General features: G+C 58.2%; 4 protein-coding genes. All 4 read right to left on the bottom strand.

Annotation, left to right across the window (positions count from 1 at the left end; all coding sequences use genetic code 11):
• Positions 1-97: 97 nt before the first annotated feature.
• On the bottom strand, positions 98-553 hold the full coding sequence (locus OPU71_RS21040) for an NUDIX domain-containing protein (RefSeq protein ID WP_267730062.1): 456 nt from the start codon (positions 551-553) through the stop codon (positions 98-100).
• A 94-nt stretch (positions 554-647) separates the two neighbouring features.
• Positions 648-845 carry a hypothetical protein gene (locus OPU71_RS21035; RefSeq protein ID WP_267730061.1) on the bottom strand — a complete coding sequence of 66 codons (198 nt, stop codon included), beginning with the start codon at positions 843-845 and terminating at the stop codon, positions 648-650.
• A gap of 915 nt (positions 846-1760) precedes the next feature.
• Positions 1761-2108, bottom strand: coding sequence for a DUF3024 domain-containing protein (locus OPU71_RS21030; protein ID WP_267730060.1), 348 nt, complete (start codon positions 2106-2108; stop codon positions 1761-1763).
• Positions 2109-3214: 1106 nt separating this feature from the next.
• A complete protein-coding gene (locus OPU71_RS21025) occupies positions 3215-3463 on the bottom strand; it encodes a hypothetical protein (RefSeq protein ID WP_267730059.1) in 249 nt (82 codons plus the stop codon).
• Positions 3464-3613: the final 150 nt, after the last annotated feature.

The following is a 3613-nucleotide window of genomic DNA, read 5'->3' as shown; positions in this document are numbered from 1 at the left end:
GAAAAGCAAAACCGGCCTGACGGCCGGCTTCAACAACGCCCGGTTGACGGGAAGTCCCTTAGAGACTTGTTAGAGCGCGCGGTGAAAAGGGACTGCATCAGTAAAACGCCATTTCACGAAGGCCGACGTAACGTGGAGCGACGAACCCCCGTGCTTTGTCTTGCCAGTATTCATGATGGAGCATTGGCGGGAAAACCGTTCTACCCTCCAACTCCGCACGGGAAAGCCATGCCGCCTCGACGATATGTTCACGGACCGCTTCGTGAGCCGAACAGTTAAGGCTGCCGCCGACCAAGCGCCCGGTAAACCAAACTTTGCACTCCCGAGAGTTTGGGTTGAAGAACTCTTCGATGTACGCGAGTTGCAACGGCTCGACGTGTAAGCCACATTCTTCAAACGCTTCGCGCTTGGCTGTGGCGAATAGGTCTTCTCCGTCCGATGCCCCACCTCCGGGGGCAACCCAAAAGTCGTACTCGCCAACCTTCTGATGGCGGACAAGCAATATGCGCCCTTCGTTTTCAACGATCACACCAGCGGCAATTCTGTGTTTCACGGGTATTGCGCTCTAACGTGGAAGTGAGGGGCAGCCGGAGCGAAGCGGAGGGCACCACAAGCGCAGCTTGTGGCTGTCCCGCTCGACTGCAGGGTTAGGCGTCATGCTGCCGCCCCATACGACAAAAGCGCTTGCCCACCCAGGTGGCGACAAAGCGCAATGCGACCAAGTAAGCAACTGAAGCCAAAAGAAATAAGAGCTTGCCGCCGAGCGCTGCCTTGGCCTGCGCATAGAAGAGCCCAAAAGCCACGACACCTAGAAGATAAACAACAATCGAAAGGCTTAGCTTCATGACGACTAACGTTGGACGTAACGGGCGCCGGAGCGCAGCGGAGGGCACCAAACTGCGCAGCAGTTTGGCGTCCCGTTGACGGACTTGTTAGCGGCAGCGTTGAAAGTTGCACGGCGATTCATGCAGCGCAGGCCCGAAGTGCAAGGGATTGAGAAAACGAACCGGTTGCGGGGAAAAGCTCGCGACCACGACCGGAACGATAACCGGGCGTGGCGCCCAACTGCCGTGCAGGAATTGGCCCCCGAACCGAAACGGTACAAGCGCAGCACGGGAACGTTGGCCACGCCCGCAGAGCCAACGCACGTTTCGAGTTCGGACGCTTTCAGCATTGACGCTAACGTTGGAGGTAACGGGCACCGGAGCGCAGCGGAGGGAACCAAACTGCGCAGCAGTTTGGTGTCCCGTTGACCGCAGTGTTAGCCGCGAGACCAGTGACCGATTGAAAAACCGAACGGCCTGCCAGGGCAAGCCGACCAAGAGAAACCCGAACCGTGCCCGCAACGGCGCCCGCACGAGCGAAAGCCGAAAAATCGCCGCCCACTTCGCCCGGTGAAACACCGAAGAGCCTTTCGAGCGAAGCCGAGCCGCCAAACGCGCACGCGCAAAACCGAGGGCCAGCGTTTGCAGGCGCCGCGTTCGAAGCCCGCGACGATTGAGCGGGCGCCAGCCTCACGGTGAGATAGCCCGCCGAACCACCGAAAACCTGCGGCGCCCCGCAAAGCGAGAGGCGCCGGGACAGCGATTCAAACATTGCCAGCAGGAATTTCGAATGAATAAACACGGGGCTAACGTTGGACGTAACGGGCGCCGGAGCGCAGCGGAGGGAACCAAAATGCGTAGCATTTTGGCGTCCCGTTGACGGACTTGTTAGACGGCGGCGCGGATTGGTTTTGAATTAGCCGACTTTCCATACCACTAACCATAAAAGCAGCAATGCTCGTCCGTGCTTACGACAGCAAGAAACTCTTCGACTGTGGCGGCGACTGGATGTGGTTCATAGCAGTGCCACTTCAGATCGGCTCGCTGCCAATACACCTTCCATGCGTTGCGTGAGCGGACGAATGTAGCTTTTGCAAACGGCCGTTCCAGCTTTACGGAAGGTTGATCCCACTGAGGCCGAACCTCGCAGAGCTCAACGCTTTGATCTGTGACGCGAGCCGTGTAATCGAGCTGGGAGCGAATATGTGCCGGCGGGCGCGAACGCTCAAGAAATGCAGCAAGCGCAATTTCGATTTTCTTGCGTTCGAGATCGTTGAAAGCCATGAAATTTCTGAGCCGACTAACGTTGGACGTAACGGGCGCCGGAGCGCAGCGAAGGGCACCAAACTGCGTAGCAGTTTGGCGTCCCGTTGACGGACTTGTTAGCGGCAGCGTTGAAATTTGAACGGCGATTCATGCAGCGCAGGCTCGAAGTGAATTCGTTTGAGAAAGCGAAACGGTTGCGGGAAAAGCCCGCAACCACCGCAGAAACGATAACCGAGCTTGGCGCCCGACTGCCGTGCAGGAATTGGTCCCCGAACTGAAACGGTACAAGCGCGGCACTGGAACCTTGGCCACGACTGCAAAGCCAACGCACGTTTCAAGTTCGGACGCTTTCAGCATTGACGCTAACGTAAAGCTAGCCGGCACCGAGGCGAAGCCGAGGGAACCCAAACGCGCAGCGTTTGGGTGTCCGGTTGAGCGATTGGTTAGCGGCAGCGGTGAAACTGGCGCCACGGAACCGCCCGACTTTGCTTGAGGCGCCGAAGTTTGTGAAACCCGAAACGATTGGCGGGAAAACGCGCAACCACCGCCGAAACGATAACCGAGCGCCGCGCCCAACTGCCGTGCAGAAATTGGTCACCGAGCCAAAACGGTACAAGCGTTGCCCAGTGACGTTGACACTGCCGGCGACGCCAAAGCACGTTTCAAGGTCGGATGCTTTCAGCATTGACGCTAACGTTGGACGTAACGGGCGCCGGAGCGCAGCGGAGGGCACCAAACTGCGCAGCAGTTTGGCGTCCCGTTGACGGACCTGTTAGCGGCAGCGGTGAAATTTGAACGGCGATTCATGCAGCGCAGGCCCGAAGTGCAGGGGATTGAGAAAGCGAAACGGTTGCGGGGAAAGCCCGCGATCACGACGGAAACGATAACCGAGCGCGGCGCCCGACCGCCTTGCAGGAGTTGGCCCCGAAACCGAAACGGTACAAGCGCGGCAATGGAACCTTGGCCACGATTGCAAAGCCAACGCACGTTTCAAGTTCGGACGCTTTCAGCATTGACGCTAACGTAGAGGTAAGCGGCGCCGAGCGGAGCGAGGGGACCCAAATGCGTAGCATTTGGGTGTCCGCTTGACCGCCATGTTAGAGCGGCGTTTCGGATGCTCTGACTCAGCGCCGTTTGGATTTTGCATCGCGCATTAGCTGCTGAAAGAAACCACGTTTTTCGATCCACGACGCGATATACCACGCTGGAATGAATACGGCGATACCGACTACGAGTTCGACGACGAACCGTAGAACTGGGTTTGTGTGCTCTGAGAGCACCCCCGAAATGCGCAAAATCGCCGACGAGGCCGAACTTGCGAAAAGGAAAACTGCGAATTTCGCCCAGAACGGCAGGTTTTCTGAATCATTCATCGGGGATTCTTCGAGGTGAGAGTGAGCTCTAACGTTGGACGTAACGGGCGCCGGAGCGCAGCGGAGGGAACCGAACTGCGCAGCAGTTTGGCGTCCCGTTGACGGACTATAAAGGGGACTTCCCACAGTCGCAGGTGGCATAAGCCACGC

Origin of the sequence: Niveibacterium sp. 24ML, from assembly GCF_026586805.1 — a bacterium.
Lineage (GTDB): Bacteria > Pseudomonadota > Gammaproteobacteria > Burkholderiales > Rhodocyclaceae > Niveibacterium.
This window is presented reverse-complemented; position numbering and strand designations above follow the sequence as displayed.

Excerpts from the sequence above, each read along its gene's own strand:
- OPU71_RS21035 (WP_267730061.1), bottom strand. The coding sequence starts at position 845 with ATGAAGCTAAGCCTTTCGATTGTTGTTTATCTTCTAGGTGTCGTGGCT.
- OPU71_RS21030 (WP_267730060.1), bottom strand. The coding sequence starts at position 2,108 with ATGGCTTTCAACGATCTCGAACGCAAGAAAATCGAAATTGCGCTTGCT.
- OPU71_RS21025 (WP_267730059.1), bottom strand. The coding sequence starts at position 3,463 with ATGAATGATTCAGAAAACCTGCCGTTCTGGGCGAAATTCGCAGTTTTC.